Source organism: Pseudomonas lundensis (genome assembly GCF_015377145.2).
Lineage (GTDB): Bacteria > Pseudomonadota > Gammaproteobacteria > Pseudomonadales > Pseudomonadaceae > Aquipseudomonas > Aquipseudomonas lundensis.
In genome coordinates, this window is the sequence record NZ_CP062158.2 from 248,166 (window position 1) to 271,287 (window position 23,122).

At 57.7% G+C, this 23,122-nt stretch carries 21 protein-coding genes; 11 read left to right on the top strand and 10 right to left on the bottom strand.

Annotated features, from left to right (window positions below; genetic code table 11):
• Positions 1 to 12: 12 nt before the first annotated feature.
• The 5 genes from IF654_RS01410 to IF654_RS01430 form a co-directional block, all read right to left on the bottom strand.
• Complete coding sequence (locus IF654_RS01410; protein ID WP_047278541.1) at positions 13 to 1,107, bottom strand: polyamine ABC transporter substrate-binding protein; 1,095 nt, start codon at positions 1,105 to 1,107, stop codon at positions 13 to 15.
• 249 nt (positions 1,108 to 1,356) lie between these two features.
• Positions 1,357 to 2,469, bottom strand: coding sequence for a polyamine ABC transporter substrate-binding protein (locus IF654_RS01415; RefSeq protein ID WP_047281514.1), 1,113 nt, complete (start codon positions 2,467 to 2,469; stop codon positions 1,357 to 1,359).
• 184 nt (positions 2,470 to 2,653) lie between these two features.
• Complete coding sequence (locus tag IF654_RS01420) at positions 2,654 to 4,018, bottom strand: aspartate aminotransferase family protein (protein WP_047279514.1); 1,365 nt, start codon at positions 4,016 to 4,018, stop codon at positions 2,654 to 2,656.
• A gap of 55 nt (positions 4,019 to 4,073) precedes the next feature.
• Complete coding sequence (locus IF654_RS01425; protein ID WP_047278535.1) at positions 4,074 to 5,432, bottom strand: glutamine synthetase family protein; 1,359 nt, start codon at positions 5,430 to 5,432, stop codon at positions 4,074 to 4,076.
• A 36-nt stretch (positions 5,433 to 5,468) separates the two neighbouring features.
• Entirely contained in the window at positions 5,469 to 6,245 is a 777-nt protein-coding gene (locus tag IF654_RS01430; protein WP_047283258.1) for a gamma-glutamyl-gamma-aminobutyrate hydrolase family protein, read from the bottom strand.
• Between the two features lie 278 nt (positions 6,246 to 6,523).
• On the opposite strand from IF654_RS01430, the gene IF654_RS01435 reads away from it, so the two are divergent.
• From IF654_RS01435 to IF654_RS01445, 3 genes are all read left to right on the top strand, one after another.
• The gene (locus tag IF654_RS01435) at positions 6,524 to 7,900 is read left to right on the top strand and encodes a glutamine synthetase family protein (RefSeq protein ID WP_020295897.1); all 1,377 of its coding nucleotides are present in this window, start codon (positions 6,524 to 6,526) and stop codon (positions 7,898 to 7,900) included.
• A 196-nt stretch (positions 7,901 to 8,096) separates the two neighbouring features.
• Positions 8,097 to 8,867 carry a carbonic anhydrase gene (locus tag IF654_RS01440; protein ID WP_194862826.1) on the top strand — a complete coding sequence of 257 codons (771 nt, stop codon included), beginning with the start codon at positions 8,097 to 8,099 and terminating at the stop codon, positions 8,865 to 8,867.
• A gap of 47 nt (positions 8,868 to 8,914) precedes the next feature.
• Positions 8,915 to 9,577 carry a TetR/AcrR family transcriptional regulator gene (locus IF654_RS01445; protein WP_047278529.1) on the top strand — a complete coding sequence of 221 codons (663 nt, stop codon included), beginning with the start codon at positions 8,915 to 8,917 and terminating at the stop codon, positions 9,575 to 9,577.
• Here IF654_RS01445 and IF654_RS01450 read toward each other — a convergent pair.
• Positions 9,571 to 10,491, bottom strand: a complete 921-nt coding sequence (locus tag IF654_RS01450; protein ID WP_047279511.1) for an SdiA-regulated domain-containing protein — start codon at positions 10,489 to 10,491, stop codon at positions 9,571 to 9,573. The two genes, IF654_RS01445 and IF654_RS01450, sit on opposite strands and share 7 nt — an antisense overlap.
• Positions 10,492 to 10,603: 112 nt before the next feature.
• Positions 10,604 to 11,536 carry an SdiA-regulated domain-containing protein gene (locus IF654_RS01455; protein WP_194862825.1) on the bottom strand — a complete coding sequence of 311 codons (933 nt, stop codon included), beginning with the start codon at positions 11,534 to 11,536 and terminating at the stop codon, positions 10,604 to 10,606.
• Positions 11,537 to 12,212: 676 nt separating this feature from the next.
• Here IF654_RS01455 and IF654_RS01460 point away from each other — a divergent pair.
• The 7 genes from IF654_RS01460 (at position 12,213) to IF654_RS01490 (ending at position 19,642) form a co-directional block, all read left to right on the top strand.
• Positions 12,213 to 12,977, top strand: coding sequence for a hypothetical protein (locus IF654_RS01460; RefSeq protein WP_047278523.1), 765 nt, complete (start codon positions 12,213 to 12,215; stop codon positions 12,975 to 12,977).
• 243 nt (positions 12,978 to 13,220) lie between these two features.
• Positions 13,221 to 14,462, top strand: coding sequence for an SfnB family sulfur acquisition oxidoreductase (locus IF654_RS01465; RefSeq protein ID WP_047278522.1), 1,242 nt, complete (start codon positions 13,221 to 13,223; stop codon positions 14,460 to 14,462).
• Positions 14,463 to 14,476: 14 nt separating this feature from the next.
• Positions 14,477 to 15,673: an SfnB family sulfur acquisition oxidoreductase gene (locus IF654_RS01470; protein ID WP_047281510.1), complete on the top strand. Its 1,197-nt coding sequence runs from the start codon at positions 14,477 to 14,479 to the stop codon at positions 15,671 to 15,673.
• Complete coding sequence (locus IF654_RS01475) at positions 15,673 to 17,034, top strand: LLM class flavin-dependent oxidoreductase (RefSeq protein WP_094989651.1); 1,362 nt, start codon at positions 15,673 to 15,675, stop codon at positions 17,032 to 17,034. The genes IF654_RS01470 and IF654_RS01475 overlap by 1 nt, the downstream gene beginning before the upstream one ends.
• A gap of 41 nt (positions 17,035 to 17,075) precedes the next feature.
• Positions 17,076 to 17,885 carry a MetQ/NlpA family ABC transporter substrate-binding protein gene (locus IF654_RS01480; RefSeq protein WP_047278516.1) on the top strand — a complete coding sequence of 270 codons (810 nt, stop codon included), beginning with the start codon at positions 17,076 to 17,078 and terminating at the stop codon, positions 17,883 to 17,885.
• A gap of 1 nt (position 17,886) precedes the next feature.
• Complete coding sequence (locus tag IF654_RS01485) at positions 17,887 to 19,008, top strand: methionine ABC transporter ATP-binding protein (protein WP_094987294.1); 1,122 nt, start codon at positions 17,887 to 17,889, stop codon at positions 19,006 to 19,008.
• Positions 18,998 to 19,642 (top strand): methionine ABC transporter permease, encoded by a 645-nt coding sequence (locus IF654_RS01490; protein ID WP_047278512.1) that lies wholly within the window; start codon positions 18,998 to 19,000, stop codon positions 19,640 to 19,642. Before IF654_RS01485 ends, IF654_RS01490 begins: the two co-directional genes overlap by 11 nt.
• 48 nt (positions 19,643 to 19,690) lie before the next feature.
• Here the strand turns inward: IF654_RS01490 and trpA are convergent, their stop codons facing one another.
• Positions 19,691 to 20,500: a tryptophan synthase subunit alpha gene (gene trpA / locus IF654_RS01495; RefSeq protein WP_047278510.1), complete on the bottom strand. Its 810-nt coding sequence runs from the start codon at positions 20,498 to 20,500 to the stop codon at positions 19,691 to 19,693.
• On the bottom strand, positions 20,500 to 21,720 hold the full coding sequence (trpB, locus tag IF654_RS01500) for a tryptophan synthase subunit beta (RefSeq protein WP_047278508.1): 1,221 nt from the start codon (positions 21,718 to 21,720) through the stop codon (positions 20,500 to 20,502). The genes trpA and trpB overlap by 1 nt, the downstream gene beginning before the upstream one ends.
• A 113-nt stretch (positions 21,721 to 21,833) precedes the next feature.
• On the opposite strand from trpB, the gene IF654_RS01505 reads away from it, so the two are divergent.
• Positions 21,834 to 22,730, top strand: coding sequence for a LysR family transcriptional regulator (locus IF654_RS01505; protein WP_047281507.1), 897 nt, complete (start codon positions 21,834 to 21,836; stop codon positions 22,728 to 22,730).
• Here the strand turns inward: IF654_RS01505 and IF654_RS01510 are convergent.
• Positions 22,727 to 23,053, bottom strand: a complete 327-nt coding sequence (locus tag IF654_RS01510) for an ElaB/YgaM/YqjD family protein (protein WP_047278504.1) — start codon at positions 23,051 to 23,053, stop codon at positions 22,727 to 22,729. The two genes, IF654_RS01505 and IF654_RS01510, sit on opposite strands and share 4 nt — an antisense overlap.
• Between the last annotated feature and the right edge of the window lie 69 nt (positions 23,054 to 23,122).

A 23,122-nucleotide genomic window follows, 5' to 3' on the forward strand; every position in this document is an offset into this window, starting at 1 on the left:
TGATCCAGAGGGTTATTTACCCGTCTTGACCTTGGTCCACGTGCGCGTCATCAGACGTTGCACTTTCGGGGGTAGTTCGGTGGAAACGTAGGTTTTGTCCAGTACCGCCTGGGTTGGGTAAACCGCTTCGTCGGTACGAATGGACTCGTCCATCACCTTGTCGGCCGCCGGGTTAGGGTTGGCATAACCGACATAGTCGCTGACCTGAGCGATCACTTCAGGTTTGAGCAAGTAGTTGATGAACGTGTGGGCTTCCTTGACGTTGCTGGAGTCCTTGGGGATCGCCAGCATGTCAAACCACAGGGCGCCGCCTTCCTTGGGCACGATGTAGGCGATGTTGACGCCCTTTTTGGCCTCTTCGGCACGCGCCTTGGCCTGGAACACATCACCGGAGAAACCAATGGCGACACAGATGTTGCCGTTGGCCAGGTCGGAAATGTACTTGGAAGAATGGAAGTAGGTGACGTATGGACGCACCGACATCAGGGTCTTTTCAGCTTCTTTGTAGTCTTTGGGGTTGGTGCTGTTGGCGTCTTTGCCCAAGTAATTGAGCACGGTCGGCAGCATTTCGTCGGCCGAGTCGAGGAAGGCCACGCCGCAGCTTTGCAGCTTCTTCATGTTCTCGGGTTTGAACACCACATCCCACGAGTCGATGGTGTCGACGCCCAGTACTTCTTTGACTTTGTCGACGTTGTAACCGATGCCATTGGTGCCCCACAGATAAGGCACGGCATACAGGTTGCCCGGATCGTTTTGCTCAAGACGCTTGAGCAAGGCCGGATCGAGGTTGGAATAGTTGGGCAGCTGCGATTTATCGAGCTTTTGGAAGGCGCCCGCTTTGATCTGCTTGCCCAGGAAGTGGTTAGACGGCACGACCACGTCATAACCGGTACGTCCGGCCAGCAGTTTGCCTTCCAGGGTTTCGTTGGAATCGAAGACGTCATAGACCGGCTTGATACCGGTGGCCTTTTCAAAATCGGCCAACGTGGTCGGGGCGATGTAGTCCGACCAGTTATAGATGTGCACGGTGGGTGCCGCTTGTACGCTGACGGCAAGCGTCAAACCAGCGCCGACCAGCAAGGTCTTGCGAAACAAAGATATAGACACGTGATGGTCCTCAAAATAGTTGGGCCTGAGTTGCCCGCGTCACACGGCAGCAGTACCGCCAAAGACAAAACCGGCGCGCAACTTACCCTCGATAAACCTGCACAGCAAAGTTTTCTGCGATTAATTGCGCGATGGCCGGTTTTTGACACCGCTGCGCCAGGTTGCGACAGGGCCTTGAAGGCCTTCAAAAGGGCAAATACCTGCGTCCTTTTGTCTCAATCGCCACCCTGCGCAGCCGCTACCGATGGCTTACTTGCCCGACTTGATTTTGGTCCAGCTGCGGGTCAGCAACCGCAAGGTGGCCGGTGGCAAATCGCTGATTGCGTACAACTTGGCTTTCACCTCGTCGGACGGGTAGATGCTCGGGTCGCCCGAAATATCTTTATTCACCAGTGGCGTTGCAGCCTGGTTACCGTTCGGGAAACGGACGCTGTTGGTGATTTCGGCCATCACTTCCGGCTGCAGCAGGAAGTTCATGTAGGCATAAGCTGCGTCCACGTTTTCGGCATCTTTGGGGATGGCAACCATGTCATAGAAGCTGCCAGCGCCTTCTTTCGGAATCACGTACTTGAGCTTGACCTTGTCACCGGCTTCCTTGGCGCGGGAAATCGACTGTTCAAGGTCACCCGAGTAACCCACGGCGACACAGATGTTGCCGTTGGCCAGGTCGGAGATGTACTTGGAGGAGTGGAAGTAACCCACCGAAGGACGGATCTTCAGGAACAGGGCTTCGGCTTCAGCCAATTGCTTTTTGTCCTGCGAGTCGGTCGGGTAGCCCAGGTAATGCAAGGCAGCCGGGATCATCTCGGTGGGCGAGTCGAGGAAGCTGATGCCACAGCTTTTGAGCTTGGCCGCGTTCTCGGGCTTGAACAGCACGTCCCATGAATCGATGGTGTCGACGCCCAGGGCAGCCTTGACCTTTTCAGGGTTGTAGCCGATGCCGATGGTGCCCCACATGTACGGGAACGCGTGCTTGTTGTCCTTGTCGCTGGCATCGCCAACGGCCTTGAGCAACGCAGGGTCGAGGTTTTTCCAGTTAGGCAGCTTGGATTTGTCCAGCTCCTGGTAAACCCCGGCCTTGATCTGCTTGGCCAGGAAATTGTTGGACGGCACGACGATGTCGTAGCCGGACTTGCCCGCCAGCAGCTTGGCCTCCAGGGTCTCGTTGCTGTCGAACACGTCGTACACCACTTTGATACCGGTCTGGTCTTCAAACTTTTTCACGGTATCGGGTGCGATGTAGTCGGACCAGTTGTAGATGTGCAGCACTTTGTCTGCTGCTTGTGCTGCCCCAGCCATCACACCCATCAAGGACAGGGCGAGAAGGGTCTTGCCAGCGTTCTTAAAACCTGATGCCTTCATCTGTAATGCTCCAATTATTCTTTTAAACCACCGATTCAGCGTCCTGATCTCAGGGTGACTAAAGCCGGCGGCTAGTCTGGCAAGATCCGGGGCAGGCTTTCAAGGGAAGAGCCTTGATTCTTAAGGCTTCGAGCGCAATTACCTACTTTAAAACGGCAGTTGTCTTGCGCTTGAAGCCTAGCAGTTAACCTTGCAGGACTTCCAAGGTCAGATCCAGGCACTTACGAGCCTTGGTTACCAGCTCATCAATCTCGTCCCGGGTGATCACCAGCGGTGGCGAAATAATCATGGTGTCGCCCACGGCGCGCATGATCAGGCCGTTATCAAAGCAGAACTGGCGGCAGATCATGCCCACCCCTTTGCCCTCATAACGTTTGCGCGTGGCTTTGTCCTGCACCAGTTCGATGGCGCCCAACATGCCGACACCACGGACTTCGCCCACCAGCGGGTGATCGTTCAGTTCGCGTAAACGCTTTTGCAAATACGGTGCCGTTTCGGCCTGTACCTTTTCGATAATTTTCTCATCGCGCAGGATGCGGATGTTTTCCAGCGCAACGGCAGCGGCCACCGGGTGACCGGAGTAGGTAAAGCCGTGGTTGAAGTCACCGCCTTCGTTGAGCACGTCCACGACTTCATCGCGCACGATCAGGCCGCCCATGGGGATGTAGCCGGAGGTCAGGCCTTTGGCAATGGTCATCATGTCGGGCTTGAGGCCGTAGAAATCGCTACCGAACCACTCACCGGTACGGCCAAAACCACAAATCACTTCATCGGCCACGAACAGGATGTCGTATTTGGCGAGGATTTCTTTGATGCGCGGCCAGTAGGTTTCAGGCGGCACGATCACGCCGCCTGCACCCTGAATGGGCTCAGCGATAAAGGCACCGACGTTATCGACGCCGATTTCGAGGATTTTTTCTTCCAGTTGATTGGCCGCCCAGATGCCGAATTCTTCCGGGGACATGTCACCGCCTTCGCCGAACCAGTAAGGCTGCGGGATGTGGGTGATGCCCGGGATCGGCAAGTCGCCCTGTTCGTGCATGTAGGTCATGCCGCCCAGGCTGGCGCCGGCCACGGTCGAACCGTGGTAACCGTTTTTGCGGCTGATGATGACTTTCTTGTTCGGTTTGCCCTTGATCGCCCAGTAGTGGCGGACCATGCGCAACATGGTGTCGTTGCCTTCGGAGCCCGAGCCGGTGAAGAACACGTGGTTCATGCCTTCAGGCGCGATCTCGGCAATGACCTTCGACAGCTCCAGCACGGGCGGGTGGGCGGTCATGAAAAACAGGTTGTAGTAGGGCAATTCGCGCATTTGCTTGCTGGCCGCGTCGGCCAGTTCGTCACGCCCGTAACCGATGGCCACACACCACAGGCCGGCCATGCCGTCGAGAATCTTGTGACCTTCGCTGTCCCACAGGTACACGCCCTTGGCGTGAGTGATGATGCGCGGGCCAACTTCTTTCAACTGCTTAAAGTCGCTGAATGGCGCGAGGTGGTGATCGTTACTGAGGTTCTGCCATTCGCGGGTTTGCGGGTTCTTGTTGGTCATACGGCTCTCCTTTATTCAGTGGGGAGCCGCGCTTCCCAAGCGCGGCCCCGGCGTGTCAGACGGCGAACAGCAGGAATTCCCGCTCCCACGAACTGATGACGCGCTTGAAGTTTTCATGCTCGGCACGTTTGACCGCGACGTAGCCGGTGATGAACTTGGTGCCCAGGTACTTCTCGATGGTCTTGCTGTTTTCCATGCGCTCAAGCGCATCTTCGATGGTCAACGGCAGGCGCAGGTTGCGACGCTCATAACCGCGGCCGACAACCGGCGCGCTCGGATTAACGCCTTCGACCATGCCGATGTAGCCACACAGCAGGCTGGCGGCAATCGCCAGATACGGGTTGGCGTCGGCGCCCGGCAGACGGTTCTCGACCCGACGGTTTTGCGGACCTGCATCCGGCACCCGCAGACCCACGGTCCGGTTCTCTTCACCCCACTCCACGTTCACCGGTGCCGATGTGTCAGGCAAGAAACGGCGGAAGGAGTTCACGTTCGGTGCAAACAGCGGCAGCAGCTCTGGAATGAACTTCTGCAAGCCACCGATGTGATTGAGGAACAGCGTGCTCATGGTGCCGTCTTCATTAGAGAAGACGTTCTTGCCGGTTTGAATGTCGATGATGCTCTGGTGCAAGTGCATGGCACTGCCAGGCTCGCCGGTCATGGGCTTGGCCATGAAGGTGGCGGCAACGTCGTGCTTGAGCGCGGCTTCACGCATGGTGCGCTTGAACACCAGAATCTGGTCGGCCAGCGACAGCGCGTCGCCATGACGGAAGTTGATTTCCATCTGCGCGGTGCCGTCTTCGTGGATCAGGGTGTCCAGATCCAGCTCTTGCAGTTCGCACCAGTCGTAAACATCTTCGAACAGGGGGTCGAATTCGTTGGCGGCTTCTATAGAGAAGGACTGACGGCCGGTTTCCGGGCGACCCGAGCGACCGACTGGCGGCTGCAACGGATAATCCGGGTCGTCGCTGCGCTTGGTCAGGTAAAACTCCATTTCCGGCGCCACGATGGGCTGCCAGCCGTGGTCGGCATAGAGTTTAAGCACCTTCTTCAGCACGTTGCGCGGCGACAACTCAATCGGGTTGCCTTGCTTGTCGTAGGTGTCGTGAATCACCTGGGCCGTGGGTTCAATCGCCCATGGCACGAGAAATACGGCGTTCTCGTCGGGGCGGCAGACCATATCAATGTCGGCCGGATCGAGGAGTTCGTAATAGATGTCGTCTTCGACGTAGTCGCCCGTTACGGTCTGCAGCAATACGCTCTCGGGCAGGCGCATGCCTTTTTCGGCAATGAACTTGTTGGTCGGCGAGATCTTGCCGCGAGTAATCCCGGTAAGGTCGGCGATCATGCATTCGACTTCTGTGATCTTGTGGTCTTTCAACCAATCGGTGAGCTGGTCGAGGTTGTTACTCATAAATGCCTCTGGGCTGAGTTTCCTGACTTGAATAAGTCAGGCGTTTACTGACGCATCGGCGTCGCGTTGTGTTGCGCGCCGTCTGCAGGCATCTCCAAATGCCTGGAAGATGGCGAGGTAAATCGGGTTAGAGCTTACCTGCCATTCGGGGTGCCACTGAACAGCTAAAGCAAAAGCCTTGCCGCCTTCGACCGAAACCGCCTCCACCAGACCGTCCGGCGCAGTGGCTTCAACCCGCAAGCAGGGGGCCAAGCGATCAATACCCTGGGTGTGGATGGAGTTGACCGCGAATTCGGCCGGCACGCCCAGACCGGCTAGCACGCCGCCGGGGTGAACGTGCATGGCGTGGCTGGGTGCATACTGCACGTCAACCGGGGCGCTCGGGTCTTCGCGGTGCTCGATGAAGCCTTCGACTTCGTGGAGTTTCTGGTGAAGCGAGCCGCCGAGGGCTACATTCAACTCCTGAAACCCGCGGCAAATGCCAAGCATGGGAACGCCAGCGGCGAGCGCGGCACGGATCAGGGGGAGGGTGGTGCGATCACGGTCAGGGTCATGCAGCGTGCCAGGCGCGCTGGACGGGCCGTGATACAAATGAGGTTCGATATTGGAGGGTGACCCGGTAAAGAGCAGGCCATCCAGACCGTCAAGAATATCGATCGGATCAATAAGCTCCGCCAACGACGGAACGATCAGAGGCAAGCCTTTGGCTGCCACCGCAACTGCTCGCACGTACTTGTCACCAGTGATGTGATAAGGATGCAAACCGATCTGCTTGGTGCAGGCGGTGACGCCGATTAACGGCAGGCGTGACATGTAACACCCCGGTATTATTGCTGTTATGGGTTTGAATCGAGCTTAGCCTTGTTCATTTTTTTACACAACACCCCCGTAAAAAATACAACACGGCCCGCTCAAGCCTGCGGGCGGCACGGTTTTTTTTAAGTGAATGGCGCCCTAAAAAGCGTCAAAAATGGCCTTTCAGCGCTTTTTTAGGGCGAAAAACAGGCTGCTTGACTTCGGTATGCCGTTCGGGTTGACTGAAACCCGTAGCGCTCAATGATTGATATTTTTAACAACAAAGGTGTTGCATCATGTCGGTACCCCCGCGTGCCGTTCAGCTGAATGAAGCGAACGCGTTCCTTAAGGAACATCCTGAGGTTCTGTACGTTGACCTTCTAATTGCGGATATGAATGGTGTAGTGCGCGGCAAGCGCATTGAACGCACCAGCCTCCACAAGGTTTACGAGAAAGGCATCAACCTGCCAGCCTCTTTATTTGCTCTGGATATCAATGGCTCAACGGTGGAAAGCACCGGTCTGGGTCTGGACATCGGTGACGCAGACCGAATCTGTTATCCAATCCCTGACACCCTGTGCAATGAACCATGGCAAAAGCGCCCGACTGCGCAACTGCTCATGACCATGCACGAACTTGAAGGTGAACCTTTCTTCGCCGATCCCCGCGAAGTACTGCGTCAAGTCGTGACCAAATTCGACGATCTTGGCCTGACCATCTGTGCCGCGTTCGAGCTGGAGTTCTACCTGATTGACCAGGAGAACGTGAACGGTCGTCCGCAACCTCCTCGCTCGCCAATTTCTGGCAAACGCCCGCATTCGACTCAGGTGTACCTGATCGACGACCTCGACGAATACGTCGACTGCCTCCAGGACATTCTGGAAGGTGCGAAAGAGCAAGGCATTCCGGCTGACGCCATCGTTAAAGAAAGCGCCCCGGCTCAGTTCGAGGTGAACCTGCACCACGTCGCCGACCCCATCAAGGCCTGCGACTATGCGGTATTGCTCAAGCGCCTGATTAAAAACATCGCCTACGACCATGAGATGGACACCACATTCATGGCCAAGCCTTATCCGGGCCAGGCGGGTAACGGGTTGCATGTACACATTTCGATTCTGGACAAAGACGGCAAGAACATTTTTGCCAGCGAGGATCCCGAGCAGAACGCCGCATTGCGCCATGCAATCGGCGGTGTGCTGGAGACCCTGCCCGCCCAAATGGCGTTCCTTTGCCCTAACGTCAACTCCTACCGTCGCTTTGGCGCACAGTTCTACGTGCCGAATTCGCCGTGCTGGGGCCTGGACAACCGCACGGTCGCGATTCGCGTTCCGACGGGTTCGTCCGACGCTGTGCGTATCGAGCACCGGGTAGCGGGCGCCGATGCCAACCCGTACCTGTTGATGGCGTCTGTTCTGGCCGGTGTTCACCACGGCCTGACCAACAAGATCGAGCCGGGTGCTCCGGTTGAAGGCAACAGCTACGAGCAGAACGAGCAAAGTCTGCCCAACAACTTGCGTGATGCACTGCGCGAGCTGGACGACAGCGAAGTGATGGCCAAGTACATCGACCCCAAATACATCGATATCTTTGTCGCCTGTAAAGAGAGTGAGCTGGAAGAGTTCGAGCACTCCATCTCCGACCTCGAATACAACTGGTACTTGCACACCGTGTAAACGGATCGTGCGCAAAAAAACGCCGCCGGCTTCTGAGCCCGCGGCGTTTTTTTTGGTTTTTTCGTTCAATTAATCAGGCTTTTTCTGTCGCCACACAGGACAAATCTTACATAAAAATACATTTGAAGCTCCCAAGATGATCGACTTGTTGAGCCTCACATAGGGCGCTCCATTACCTTCACCGGACTGCCTTTTTATGCATCTTGTCTTGAAGCGGTCAGCGATCAAACATCACCGCCTGGCGGCGACCCTTTTGTTAATGGCGTTGATGGTCTATCACTCTGCCTTGGCTGAGGAAGCGCCTTGGCGCTATCACGCGCCTTCCCGTGCAGAGCACCTGGCAACGCTGGACCCAAAATACGCGTTGTGTAGCGCCGGGGAACATCCGTCGCCTATCAATATTGAGCAGGCGGTGCTTGCCGATTTGCCCCCCTTGCAGGTCCGCTATTTCAGAGGCCCTGCCACTGTGAGGCATAACGGGCATACGCTCGAAGTTCGTACAGACCTCAAAGGTGAGCTCAGGTTAGACAATAAAGTCTATGAACTTGACCAGTTGCATTTTCATACCCCCAGCGGTGTGCAAATCCAGGGTCAGATTTATCCCCTGTCTGCGCATCTGGTTCATCGCGACAAAAAAGGCACGCTGGCGGTGATAGCCATTCAGTTCAAAAAAGGAAAAGAAAACAGCAGTCTCGCTCAGTTGTTAGGGGTCATGCCTCGACACAAGGGCGATGCCTATGTGTTAGGGCAATTGGATGTGGAGCGTTTTTTTCCTGCTCAGCGTCATTACTACACTTACCGAGAAGGCTTGCCTGTACCGCCCTGCACTGAAAGGGTCCGCTGGCATATCTTGAAAACGCCCGTCGAAGTGTCTGAGGAACAGATTGTTGCCTTTCAATTGATGTTCCCGGTTGATCCACAGCCCATCGAGCCTATGATCAAGCACGCCGTGAGGGTCAGTGGCTAACCGCCCACTCGGCTCGTACAATGCCTGCTCCCCCGCAGGAGAGCCCCATGACGCGCCCCGCCCCTTCACGTGCAACACCTCGCAAGGCCCGCGCACGTAGCCAGGGTCGGATTGAGGCCATCCTTGCTGCCGCCCGCACGTTGCTTGCCACCGAAGGGGTCGCCAGTCTGTCCATTTATAGCGTGGCAGAGCGGGCGCAAATTCCGCCGTCCTCGGTCTACCATTTTTTTTCCGGTGTTCCGGGGCTGCTCGAAGCCCTCACCAATGATGTTCACGCCGCGTTTCGCGCCTGCCTGCAAGTGCCCGTCGAGCATGCGCAGGTGCACGGCTGGCGCGATCTGGCCCGTGTGGTGGAACAACGCATGCTGAGGATATACAACGAGGATGCGGCTGCTCGGCAGCTGATTCTGGCGCAACATGGCCTCACCGAAGTCACTCAGGCCGACCGTCAACACGACCTCGAACTGGGCCAATTGCTGCACGCCGTGTTTTCCCGGCATTTCCAACTGCCCGTCATGCCTGATGACGTAGACGTCTTCACCTTGGCGATGGAGCTGGGGGATCGCGTCTACGCGCGTTCGATTCAGCTTCACGGCAGCATTACGCCGCGCATGGCCGAAGAGGGCATGCGGGTGTTCGAAGCCTATCTGGCGCTCTATTTGCCGCCGTTTCTGCCTAAACGCACGGCACCTGTTTCAGCGGATCACTGATCTGCCGCTGGCTTTTTAAACACGTAGAACAGATTCGGTTCGCTGACCACGTACACCGTGCCTTCATCGTCCATCGCGACGCCTTCAGCCTGCGGGACTGATTTCTTCAAGCCATGCCGCCCTTTTTTCAGGGACAACGTGCTGATAGGGCGTCCTTCTACATCCAGTTCGATCAACAGCTTCGACTCGTCCGAAAGCGCCAGCAAATGGCCGCTGCGCTCATCGTATTGCAGGCTCGACAAGTCGCGTACAAAGAGCCGGGAGTCGCGGCGCGGGTTGTTCACTACATGGGTCGCATACGGCTGTTGGGGATTGGACTGAGGAAAGCCGCGCACTTCGTAGATCAGCATGGGATCACGCTCTTTGGCGACAAACAGGCGCTTGCCCACCGAGTCGTACGCCAAGCCTTCAAACCCCTTATTGCCCGACAGATTGATGCCCAAGGTCAGTTGTTCGGCGTGCGCCGCGTCCAGCACTTGGGTGCTGTCATCCACATGGACCTTGATCAGGCGCTGCTGACGCTCGTCGGTGATGACATAAGTATCAGGCCCAATGAACTCCACTGCCTCGGCGTCACCGAAACCGATCAGCGGGATGCGTCGCAAAATCCTGCCGTCCAGGGACAGCTCCACCAACTCGGCTTGCTTGTTGGTGACGGTAAACAGGCTTTTACGCAGAGGGTCGTAGGTGAGTGCGGATACATCGTCTTCAAGGCCTTCAATTTTCTGACCCTGCAGCACGGCCTGGTATTCGCCCAAATTGATGCTCTGCGGATCAACCGGCTCCCACAATTGGCGGGCGTTGAACCACGCCCGCTCAAACAGGCGAACGTGCTGTGCAGCAAAGCCTGCGGCCACAAAGACCACAAGCAGGAGGCTGATGAAAAAAACAGTAGAGCGACGGGTGCGGCGCATGGATTTCGAACTCAAATCAGATCAGGCCGTGTAGATACCACGGCTGTATGAATTAAACCTTAATCTACGTAGCACGCCGCCGCCTTCAAGAATAATCCTACGTGTCTATAGGTTATTTCTTGGTTTTCTCGAAGCGGTAAAACAGATTGGGCTCGCTGACCATGTACAGGGTGCCCTGTTCATCAATGGCGACGCCTTCAGCACGAGGAATTGTCTCTTTCAAGCCGTTGAAGCCTCCGAGCAGCGTCATGAAACTGACTTGCTCCCCCAACTCATCCAGTTCAAGCAACATGTGCGAGTCAGCCGACAACACCAACGTATGACCGGTGCGTGGATCGACGCTCAAGGCCGACAGGTTGCGCAAGTCCAGTTCATCACTGGGCACTTTTTGCTTCTCCCCGGTGAGCACCTGACTGCCATCGCTCTTCCAGATGAACATCGCCGGGGGGCGTTCCTCTCCCAGCAACAGTTGCTGGCGGCGCGGGTCCCAAGCGATGGCTTCAAAGGCTTTATTCTGGTCTTTCGAAACCCCAAGGTCGTATTGAGGGAAGTCAGCCCTGTTCAAGCGCTGGGTATTGGCGTCGATTTTCACAACGGTCAGGACGTGATTACGTTCATCCACAATAGCCAACAGCCCATTTTCCATGACGGTCAGCCCTTCAGGGTTGCTCCACCCGTCCAGGGGGATTTTGCGCAATACGTCGCCTTCAAGGGTTAACTCGACCAGAAACGGGTTTTTGCCCATGACCGAAAACAGCGTCTTGGTCAGTGGCGAATAGGCCAGATCGGAGGCCTCATCTTTCTCCATGCCAGGCAAGGCTTTGGCATCAATGACAGCCGTGTAATCAGGAAGCCAGACGCTTTCGCCCTGTTCCTTCTTGCTCTCGAACCGTTCCAGCACCCATAACGCGCCCCGATCATCCCAGTGCATGGCTATCACCAAGCCGTAAAGCAAAACAACCAGCAGTAGAAGCCAGTAATACCAGCGCAAGCCAAAGCGCGAAGGTCGGCGAGCAGGCGGATTTAGTAGGGGATCGGTGGGCATGGGTGTGCTCTTCCAGAAATTTTTGCTACGTCTAAATAACACAAACAGGTTTCAGTGACGGATTTCTCCCGCAGGCATTATCCGGATGGCATGTGAAATTATTGGCAAAAGGGCTGACAACAGGGAGGCAAGCTTAGAGGAACGCCGGGAAAATCATCAGTGATGGCGTATGGCTATGGTGCTGTGAGCGCGAAAGATTAATGGCCAGCGGCTAGGCGTAACCTATTAAAGTCGTTGTAGGAACCATCTATAAATTCGCGCGATAACTAAAATACCCCTCAGTATCCACGACATGCATCTTGTGCATGGCCGCATCAAATAAGATGAGCAGCGCTTTAACTTGTACGCAAGTACATTACATATGTGTGCCTTTTAAAACTACAAATAGGCGAAAGTTGCTGATCGAAGCATCCTGAAAGTAGGAACTTTCCGAATAGCTCGCAGACATTTGTATTCGATTACTTCAAACTTGACACCTGCCTTCTTAGCCACTTATCTAATAAAACGATTTCCATCGTTTGCACTTTATATCGGCCGCCCCGTATGCAGGGGGCGATCGAACGGAGGGCAATCACACGTATTCCGGGACATGACATCCGCTGCGGGTCTCGGGCCAGGCTTCATTTGCGCTGACGTACGCGGTTATGTTCTTAATAAATGATTATGGAGTTTTCATATGCCATTCACCTCGCACACGCAAAAACTCGCGGCGCCTACCCTTTATCAAACTAATAAAAACACTATTTGTGCGTTGGCCGCCGAGCAGCTGTTCATAACAATCATGCCCTATACAAATATGGAGGAGGGCGACCTGATCGAGTTGTTCTGGGATGGTTGCTATGTAACTTCTCGACAAGTTGGAAAGTTGGATGTGGGGCAGCCCTGCCAGCTCAGGGTGCCGGAAAGTTTCATACAAAATGGTACTGCCCGACTTTATTATCGGGTGATGCATGTAGGTAGCAGCCCTGCACTGTCCGCTCAACTCAAAGTCCTGGTAAAACTGGATTCCCCAGGCGGCAAGGCCATCGGTGAAGAAAACCAGGGATTGGCACCCGTGATCATTCCTGATCCGATCCAGCGCTATGGGGTCAACCCGAGCCAAATGAAGCGTGGGGTGCCGCTGACCATTGAGCCTTATCCCAACATGGCAGTCGAAGATGCCATCACACTGATGTGGGGCGACATTCGCATGGATGTGCCCAAATTGCGTGTGATGGATATCGGTAAGCCCGTGAATGTATTCGTCCCGCCCGAGATCATTCAGGAAGCCGGGGAAGACCTGAAGCTGGAAATCACCTATTGCGTGATCGATCGCGTCGGCAATAACTCGCGATGGGCGCCTCCTCGCAGCATCAGGGTCGGGGCCAACAAACGTTACGTTAATCCTGCTCCCCGCGAGCTGCTACGCGCGGCTGAACCTAGGCCCAACTGGCGTGAATAGCCCGAGCCATCGCTGTGAGAAGTAAGTAAACAGGATGTGAGAAACGTCTATCTATATTCCTAAAAGTTAGTTCTTAAAATTTTTATACTCGATTAGGGTATATAGACCGGACCACCGGACTCTCAAGTGATTATCCGCGCCGTTGAATGGCGCTCCCATGAGATGCGAGGTAGGTATGGTCAGTAACACAATCACCCTTGTGCGTAACGCCAGGGCATTGGGTGCAGCCAAGGAGCGGTACTGATGTCTAATTTGGCTAATGCACATTTGCACAGCGACCAGGACGTCGCGCCTTTGTTGTTACCTGCGCGCATTCTGCGCACGGATAACGAAGCCCTTGAAGCTGCGCACGCCCTGGCTGCTGTGGCCCGCGAACACGCTGCCAAGCGAGATCAGCAACGCAAGCTGCCGTGGTCCCTGATCGAGGCGTTCACCCAGAGTGGCTTGGGCAGTATTTCAATCCCCCGCGAGTTTGGCGGCCCTCAGGTGTCTTATGTCACCTTGGCTGAAGTCTTTGCGATCATCTCGGCGGCCGACCCGGCGCTGGGGCAGATCCCGCAAAATCAGGTCGGCATCCTGAATCTGATTCTGAATACGGCGACTCAGGCTCAAAAAGAGCAACTGTTTGGCAGCGTGCTGCAAGGATGGCGCATTGGAAATGCCGGCCCTGAGCGCGGCAGTAAAAACACCCTCGACCTTAAAGCGCGTATCACTGCTGATGGCGATGCATTCGTCATCAACGGTCAGAAGTTTTACTCAACCGGTGCGTTATTTGCCCACTGGATTGCCGTCAAAGCGCTGAATGAAGCAGGTAAACAGGTCATCGCCTTTGTGCAGCGCGCAACGCCGGGTTTGCGTGTGGTAGACGACTGGTCAGGTTTTGGTCAGCGCACGACTGCCAGCGGCACCGTGCTGCTCAACAATGTGCGGGTTGACGCTGACCTGGTGGTCGACAACTGGCGACTCAACGAAAGCCCGAATATTCAAGGCGCGGTGTCGCAGCTGATTCAGGCGGCCATTGATTTGGGCATCGCCCGCGAAGCCATTGCCGACACCGTCCGCTTCGTGCGTGAACGCTCTCGCCCGTGGATTGACGCCAAGGTTGAGCGCAACAGTGATGACCCGTATGTGATCGCAGACATCGGCAAACTCAGCATCGAGTTGCATGCCGCAGAAGCGCTGCTGCGCAAGGCCGGACGTGTACTCGATGAGGTGAGTGCCAGCCCCGTCGACGCGCAAGCCGCCGCTCGCGCCTCGATTGCCGTGGCCGAAGCCAAAGTGTTGAGCACCGAACTGTCGCTATTGGCCAGCGAAAAACTCTTCGAGCTGTCCGGCAGCCGCGCCACCCTCGCCGAATTCAACCTTGACCGGCACTGGCGTAACGCCCGCGTACACACCTTGCATGACCCGGTGCGCTGGAAATACCACGCCATTGGTGCGTATCGCCTGAACGGCACCTTGCCCGCCCGGCATTCCTGGATCTGACTCTGGAGAGAACCATGTCACTGACATCCCAACAGGTCCCGGTGCTGCGCAGCGACGCCGAGGCCCTGAGCGTAGCGCGTGAGCTGGCGGCCGTTTTAAAGCGCGACAGCGCCCTGCGCGACCGCGAACGGCGCTTGCCCCACGACGAACTCGAACTGTTTTCCCGCACCGGCCTGTGGGGCATTTCCGTGCCCAAGGCCTTTGGTGGCGCGGGTGTTTCAAACACCACGCTGGCCAACGTAATTGCCGTGATTGCGGCGGCGGACAGCTCGCTGGGGCAAATCCCGCAAAACCATTTCTATGCCCTCGAAGTGCTGAGGGTGAATGGCAGCCCGCAACAAAAGCAGCGTTTGTATGAAGAGGTCCTGGCGGGTCAACGTTTCGGTAATGCGCTGGCAGAGCTGGGTACCAAAAACGCTCATGAGCGTACGACTCATCTGGCAAAGGCTGAGCATGGTTTCCGTATTACCGGCCGCAAGTTTTACGCCACGGGCGCGCTGTATGCGCAACGCATTCCCACCTCGGTGGTCGACGACGACGGCATTCAGCATCTGGCCTTCGTGCCGCGTGACAGCGATGGGTTGACCGTCATTGATGACTGGAGTGGCTTCGGCCAGCGCACCACGGGCAGTGGTTCGGTGGTGTTCGACAACGTATTCGTGGCCGCTGAAGACGTGATCCCGTTCCAAAGCGCTTTCGAGCGCCCGACCACCGTGGGCCCGCTGGCGCAGATCCTTCATGCGGCCATCGACACTGGCATTGCCCGGGCGGCTTATGAAGACGCGTTGCACTTTGTGCGCACCAAAACCCGTCCGTGGATCGACGCCACCACCGACATCGCCAGTGAAGACCCGTTGACCCTCAAAAGTTTTGGCCACCTGAGCGTGCGCCTGAGTGCGACCGAAGCCCTGCTGGAACGGGCCGGGGAGTTTCTTGATCGTGCCCAGGCCAACCCGACTGCCGAGACAGTGGCCGCTGCCTCCATCGCCGTGGCCGAAGCGCGCGCCTTGAGCACCGAGATTTCCCTGGCCGCTGGCAGCACCTTGTTTGAACTGGCGGGCAGCCAGGCAACCCTGGCCGAGCACGGGCTGGACCGCCACTGGCGCAATGCCCGGGTGCACACCCTGCATGACCCGGTGCGCTGGAAGTACCACGCCGTGGGCAATTACTACCTCAATGATGAAAACCCGCCATTGCGGGGGACGATCTGATGGCCAAGAAAAAGATCCTGCTCAATGCTTTCAACATGAATTGCATTGGCCACATCAACCACGGGTTGTGGACACATCCGCGCGACAACTCCACGGCGTTCAATACCCTTGAGTACTGGACTGAACTGGCGCAGTTACTGGAGCGCGGGCTGTTTGACGGCCTGTTTATCGCAGACATTGTCGGCGTGTACGACGTGTATCAGCAGTCAGTGGATGTCCCGCTCAAAGAGTCGATTCAATTGCCGGTCAATGACCCTTTGTTGTTGGTGTCGGCGATGGCAGCGGTCACCCGCCACCTCGGTTTTGGCCTCACGGCGAACCTGACCTACGAAGCGCCGTATCTGTTCGCACGTCGCATGTCGACGTTGGATCACCTCAGTCGTGGCCGAGTGGGCTGGAACATTGTGACCGGCTACCTCGACAGCGCTGCCAAGGCCATGGGGTTGAAGGAACAAGTCGAGCATGACCGCCGTTATGACCAGGCCGATGAATACTTGGAGGTGCTCTACAAACTGTGGGAGGGCAGTTGGGAAGAGGGCGCGGTGATTAACGACCCGGCGCAGCGCATCTATGCCCGGCCGGAGAAGGTGCACAAGGTGAAGCACCAGGGCGAGTTCTATCAGGTGGAGGGTTATCACCTGTGCGAACCCTCGCCCCAGCGCACGCCCGTGCTGTTTCAGGCCGGCAGTTCCGACCGCGGGCTGGCCTTCGCCGGGCGCCATGCCGAATGCGTGTTCATCAGCGGTCAGACCAAAGCGGCAACCCGCCAGCAGGTCGACAAGGTGCGCGCCAGCGCCGAGGCCGCCGGGCGCAACCCGGATGACATCAAAGTGTTCATGGGCCTCAACGTAATCGTCGCGCCGACCGAGCAACAGGCCTACGCCAAGCGCGAGGAATACCTCAGCTATGCCAGCGCCGAAGCGGGTGTGGCGCATTTCTCCAGCTCCACGGGCATCGACTTCTCGGACTACGAACTGGACGAACCGATTCAGTACGTGAAGAGCAACGCCATTCAGTCCGCCACCCAGGTGCTGCAAAACAACGATTGGACGCGCCGCAAACTGCTGGAACAGCACGCGTTGGGCGGGCGGTACATGACGGTGGTGGGTTCGCCCGAGCAGGTTGCCGATGAGCTGGAAGCGTGGATTGCAGAAACCGGGCTGGACGGTTTCAACCTGACCCGCATCGTCACCCCGGAAAGCTACCAGGACTTCATCGAGCTGGTGATACCCGAGTTGCAACGCCGGGGCTCGTACAAAACGGCCTATGACCCCGGCAGCCTGCGTCAAAAACTGTTTACCGAAGGCGATGCGCACCTGCCCCAGCGGCATACCGGTGCGGGTTACCGCCACAGCGCCTGAAGCGGCGCTCTTGAATGTCCCCCTTTGACTGGAACATGCCCATGAACAAAAAACACATTACCCACCCAGTCAACGCACTGGTGTTAGCCCTCGGCCTGATCAGCGGCTTCGCCCATGCAGCCGACAACCCCCTCAAGGTTGGCACGACTGCCGCCTTTGCCATCCCGCTGGAAACAGCCGTAGCAGAAGCTGAAAAACAGGGCCTGAAGGTGGAACTGGTGGAGTTCACGGACTGGATCGCGCCCAACACCACACTGGCGGCGGGCGATATCGACGTTAACTATTTCCAGCACATTCCGTTTCTGGAGAATGCCAACGCGGCTTCCGGCAGCGATCTGGTGCCGTTCAAACCGGGGATCATCAACAACATCGGCTTGTACTCCAAAACGTACAAAAGCCTGGAAGCGCTGCCGACCGGGGCCACGGTGGCGATCGCCAATGACCCGATCAACAGCGGTCGCGGCCTGCAATTACTGGCTAAAGCGGGACTGATTACGCTCAAGCCGGGCGTCGGTTACAAAGCCACCGAAGACGACATCACCGCCAACCCGAAAAACATCAACATTCTGCAAGTCGAAGCCGTGCAATTGGTCCGCGCCTACGATGATGCCGATCTGGTGCAGGGTTATCCGGCCTACATCCGTCTGGCCAAAACCTTTGATGCCGGTTCTGCCCTGCTGTTTGACGGCCTCGATCACCCGGAATACGTGATTCAGTTCGTCATCAAGCCGCAGAACAAGGACGACCCGCGCATCGCCAAATTTGTGGACATCTACCAGCACTCGCCGGTGGTCAAAGCGTCGCTGGATAAAACCTACGGCACCTTGTACCAGCCGGGCTGGGGAGGCTGACATGAGCGTGGCCATTGCTCGCGCGCGGCTCGACACCCAGTCGCCCGGTGCGACCCAGACCGAACTGCACCCTGAACTCAGCCGCGCCCATGTGCGCTTTATCGGCGTGGGTAAAACCTATGACGGGCGCCAGGGCCCGGTGGATGCGCTGTCGGGCATCGACCTGGCGATTCAACGCGGGGAGATCTTCGGCATTATTGGCCGCAGCGGGGCGGGCAAATCGTCGTTGATTCGCACCATCAATCGTCTGGAACAACCCACCCGCGGCCGTGTGCTGATCGATCAGGTCGACATTGGCGCGTTTGATGAAAACACGCTGGTGACGCTGCGCCGGCAGATCGGCATGATTTTTCAGCACTTCAACCTGATGTCCGCCAAAACTGTGTGGCAAAACGTGGAGTTGCCGTTGAAGGTGGCGGGCGTGCCGAAATTGCAGCGCGAACAAAAAGTCCGTGAGTTGCTGGAACTGGTGGGCTTGCAAGGCAAGCACACGGCCTACCCGGCGCAGCTGTCAGGCGGGCAGAAACAGCGCGTGGGCATTGCTCGCGCACTGGTGCATAACCCTGCCATTTTGTTGTGCGACGAAGCCACGTCGGCACTCGACCCTGAAACCACGCACTCGATCCTCGGCTTGTTGCGTGAGATCAACCAGCGACTGGGGCTGACCATCGTGCTCATTACCCATGAAATGGCTGTCATTCGCGACATCTGCCATCGCGTGGTGGTCCTGGAGCAGGGGCGCATTGTCGAGCAGGGCCCGGTGTGGCAGGTGTTTGGCAACCCACAGCACGAGGTCAGTAAAACGTTGCTTGCGCCGTTGCAGGATGCGTTGCCCGAAAGCGTGCAGGCACGCATTAGCGCGCAACCGGTGTCGGCGCAATCGAGTGTGATCCTGCGCTTGCGCTTGACAGGCCAGCAGGCGCAGGAGCCTGACCTTGGCGCCCTGTTTGCCGCACTCGGTGGCCAGGTGCGCTTGCTGCAGGGCGGGGTTGAACAGATTCAGGGCCATGCCTTGGGGCAACTGCTGCTCAGTGTCAGCGGCATGTCAGTGGGGGCGGAAGAACTGCGCAAGCGCGCCCAACACTGGGCACAACACGTCGAGGTGATCGGTTATGGCATTTGATCGTTTGTGGCAGGGGGTGATCGACACCTTCCTGATGGTCGGCGTGTCGTCGTTGATCGCGCTGGTGCTGGGGATTCCGCTGGCGGTCATTTTGGTGACCAGTGACAAGGGCGGCATTTATCAGGCGCCCGCGCTGAACAAGGCACTGGGCGCGTTCGTGAACCTGTTTCGTTCCATCCCGTTCCTGATTCTGATGGTGGCCCTGATTCCGTTCACCCGGCTGATTGTCGGTACGACTTACGGCGTGTGGGCGGCAGTCGTGCCATTGACCATCGCCGCAACCCCGTTTTTTGCGCGCATTGCCGAGGTCAGTTTGCGTGAAGTGGACCATGGCCTGATCGAAGCGGCACAAGCCATGGGCTGCAAACGCCATCACATCATCTGGCACGTTCTGCTGCCTGAAGCATTACCCGGCATCGTGGGTGGATTCACCATCACTCTGGTGACCATGATCAATTCCTCCGCCATGGCTGGTGCCATCGGCGCGGGCGGTCTGGGGGACATTGCCTATCGGTATGGCTACCAGCGATTTGACACTCAAGTGATGCTCACTGTGATTGTGTTGCTGGTGGTGCTGGTCGCGGTGATTCAGCAGGGAGGGGATCGTCTGGCGAGGGGGCTGAACAAGCGGTAAATCAGTCCCGATAACCTGCTGGCACACGTGCCAGCAGGTTTTTCACGGTTAGCCCCGGGCTTTGCGAACACCCTCAGCCAAGGCGGCACACAGGCTCAGCACACCATCCACAGCCTGTTCCGGGGTTGCGGCATTTTCGATCTTGTCGATCAGCGCCGAGCCGACCACCACGCCGTCGGCCAAGCGGGCAATGGCGGCCGCCTGTTCCGGGGTGCGAATGCCAAACCCGACACTGATCGGCAAGTCGGTGTGCCGACGCAGACGTTCAATGGCTTCACTGACCTGATCGGTGGTCGCAGAACCTGCCCCGGTCACACCCGCGACCGACACGTAATACACAAAACCCGAACTGCCGGTCAGTACTTTGGGCAGTCGTGCGTCGTCGGTGGTGGGTGTGGTCAGGCGGATAAAATCCAGGCCCGCTGCTTGTGCGGGGTCGCACAGCTCGCTGTTGTGCTCGGGCGGCATGTCCACCACGATCATCCCGTCAACGCCGGATGCCTTCGCTTCGGCAATGAATTTGGCCACGCCGTAATGGTGAATCGGGTTGAAATAGCCCATCAACACCAGCGGGGTATCGCTGTTCCCTTCGCGGAACTCGCGCACCATTTGCAGGGTTTTGGCCAGATTCTGATGGCCGCTGAGCGCACGAATGTTGGCCAGTTGGATGGCGGGACCATCGGCCATCGGGTCGGTGAACGGCATGCCCAGCTCGATCACGTCCGCCCCCGCAGCAGGCAGGCCTTTAAGAATGGCCAGCGACGTGGCGTAATCCGGATCGCCCGCCGTGACAAAGGTCACCAGTGCGGCGCGATTCTGTTCCTTGAGTTCGGCAAAGCGGGTTTGCAGGCGGCTCATCATTGTTTCTCCTGCTGGGACTGTTCCATGTGGTGCATCACGGTTTGCATGTCTTTGTCGCCGCGACCGGACAAGTTGACCACCATCAAGTGGTCGGCTGGCAGGGTCGGTGCGCGCTTGAATACTTCAGCCAGTGCGTGGGCGCTTTCCAGCGCGGGGATGATGCCTTCCAGGCGGCAGCATTTATGGAACGCGTCGAGGGCTTCATCGTCAGTGACCGAGGTGTATTCGACACGACCGATGTCATGTAACCACGCGTGTTCCGGGCCGATGCCGGGGTAATCGAGACCGGCAGAAATGGAGTGAGCGTCGATGATCTGACCGTCGTTGTCCTGCAACAGGAACGTGCGGTTGCCGTGCAAGACCCCTGGCTCTCCGCCATTGAGGCTGGCGGCGTGCTTGCCGGTTTCGATGCCGTACCCGGCCGCTTCGACGCCGATGATCTGAACGCTGGTGTCGTCCAGGAACGGGTGGAACAGGCCCATGGCGTTGGAGCCGCCACCGATGCACGCCACCAGGCTGTCGGGCAGGCGGCCTTCCTGTGCCTGCATCTGGTCGCGGGTTTCCTTGCCGATCACGGCCTGGAAGTCGCGCACCATCGCCGGGTACGGGTGCGGGCCCGCCACGGTGCCGATCAGGTAGAACGTGCTGTCGACATGGGTCACCCAGTCACGCAGGGCTTCATTCATGGCGTCCTTGAGCGTGCCGGTACCGGCCACGACCGGGATCACTTCGGCGCCCAGCAGCTTCATGCGGAACACGTTGGCTTGCTGACGTTCGATGTCGGTCGTGCCCATGTAGATCACGCATTGCAGGCCGAACCGCGCCGCCACGGTGGCGGTGGCCACGCCGTGCATCCCGGCGCCGGTTTCGGCAATGATGCGTTTTTTGCCCATGCGCCGTGCCAGCAGGATCTGGCCGATGCAGTTGTTGATTTTGTGCGCGCCGGTGTGGTTCAGCTCTTCACGCTTGAGGTAGATTTTTGCGCCGCCGCAGAACTCGGTCAGGCGTTCGGCGTAGTACAGCGGGCTGGGACGGCCCACGTAGTCGCGCTGAAAGTACGCCAGTTCTTTGATGAATTCGGGGTCGTGCTTGGCCAGCTCGTATTCGCGATCCAGCTCAAGGATCAAGGGCATCAGGGTTTCTGCCACGTAACGGCCGCCGAATGAACCGAACAGGCCATTGGCGTCGGGGCCGGTACGCAAATTGGATTGAGTCATGGGACGCTCCAGCTGAAAAGGTACGAAGGTCGATGGGCCTGACTCTACGCGCGACAGACCGCGATGAAAACCGATAAGATCGCCGCAACCTGTCAGGAAAACTCACAGATACCATGAGCCGCGACCTCCCACCCTTAAATGCCCTGCGTGCCTTCGAAGCCACTGCCCGCCTGAACAGCGTCAGTCTGGCGGCTGAACAGTTGAACGTCACCCACGGCGCCGTCAGTCGGCAAATCAAAGTCCTCGAAGAGCACTTGGGCGTGAGCCTGTTCGTCAAGGAAGGCCGTGGCCTGAGGCTGACCGACGCCGGGGTGCGCCTGCGAGATGCCAGCAGCGAAGCCTTTGATCGCGTACGCAACGTGTGCAACGAACTCACGCAAAGCCACATTGATGCGCCGTTTGTGCTGGGGTGTTCGGGCAGTTTGCTGGCGCGCTGGTTCATCCCCCGGCTGGGGCGGTTGAACGCCGATTTGCCGGATTTGCGTTTGCACCTGTCTGCCGGTGAAGGCGATCTTGACCCCCGTAAACCGGGACTCGACGCCTTGCTGGTGTTCGCTGAGCCGCCGTGGCCCGCCGACATGCAGGTGTATGAATTAGGCAGCGAGTGGATCGGGCCTGTGCTCAGCCCGCGCTTCGCCCGTTATGAACAGTTGCGCAATGCACCGGTCGGCGCCTTGCTCGATGAGGCGTTACTGCACACCACGTCCAGGCCGCAGGCATGGCCCAGCTGGGCGCAGCAGCATGCACTCGATGCAACGGCATTGAAATATGGGCAGGGGTTTGAGCACTTGTACTACCTGCTGGAGGCCGCAGTCGCCGGGTTGGGCGTTGCGATTGCCCCGCAGCCGCTGGTCACCGAGGACCTCAAGGCAGGGCGCCTGGTTGCGCCGTGGGGTTTTGTGCAAACCCCGGCGCAACTGGCGTTATGGCTGCCCAAACGCGCCGCAGATGGGCGCGCCCGGCAACTGGCGCAATGGCTCAAGGCTGAGCTTGCGCGTAACGCGGTTTAGTTGCCGCGCTTGCACATCAGGTAAGCGGCCAGCAGGCCCAGTGCGCCGATGGCAACGCCCGCTGTGGCGTAGGGGTGCTCTTGAGCGTATTCGCGGGTGGCAATGGCCGTCTCGCGGGTTTTGTCCTTCACTTCTTCGAAGGTTTCGCTGAGCAGGTGACGGGAATGTTTGAGGGCATTCTCAGCATTGCCTTTGAGTGCCTTAAGGGTCTTCTTGGACTCTTCCGAGGCGTCGTCTTTGAGGCTTTCCAGAGACTTAAGCAGGCTCTCGATCTCAGCTTCCATGCTTTGCAATGAGGCTTTACGTAAAGAATTGCTAGCCATTAGGGCTCTCCTGCATTGATGAGTGACTGTGTGTGTTAAGTCCGACTCCGGCGTTTTCAGAAAGTGCAG